We start from the raw sequence: 715 nt of genomic DNA on the forward strand, positions 1-715 counted from the left end.
GGTTCAGTTGGTTGCTCTTATACTTATCAGGGGATGTTGGCTTTTAAAGAGGATTTCTGGCAATTACTGAGAAGGAATAGAGTTCTCGTTGTCTTTGATGAGATCCATCATTGTGCAGGTAGATCTCTTGAAGATGCAAACGTATGGGGGGAAGAAATCCTACTCAACATACAGGCCCAAGCGCAGTACACCCTAGCGTTAACGGGCACGCCTTGGCGCTCGGACCAAGCACCGATTGTTTTATCTCGATACACAGATCCAGATAACCTAATTCAATGTGACTATGTTTATGGCCTTAAGGAAGCAGTTGCCGATGGTGTATGCCGCAGCCCTCACATTGTACTAATTGATAACGACAAAATTTTAGTTACAGATGAAGAAAACGAAACAAAGACTTATGGCTCTTTGGATGAGTTATTGAAAAGCTCATCAATCCCTTATCAGTCGATCATCGAGAATCATGAGGCGATTCAACATATCTTAGCGTTAGCAACAAACAAGTTAAGAGCCATAAAACAGTCCAACCCTAATGCCGCCGGACTTATTGTTGCTTCATCTGTATCACACGCTGCGGATATCTTGAACACACTCAAAACAGAGTTTAATGAAACAGCTCAGATAGTTACCTACAAAGAGGATGATCCATCTGCCAAGATAAATGAATTCAGAAACAGCACAACTAACTGGATCGTGAGTGTAGGTATGATAAGTGAGG

1 protein-coding gene is annotated in these 715 nt (G+C 42.1%); it reads left to right on the forward strand.

Going from position 1 to position 715, the window contains the following annotated elements:
- On the forward strand, positions 1–715 hold a 715-nt coding region (locus tag L5L91_RS22570; RefSeq protein ID WP_411569332.1), incomplete at both ends, for a DEAD/DEAH box helicase.

Source organism: Shewanella sp. SM55, assembly GCF_025654025.1.
Taxonomy (GTDB): domain Bacteria; phylum Pseudomonadota; class Gammaproteobacteria; order Enterobacterales; family Shewanellaceae; genus Shewanella; species Shewanella oncorhynchi.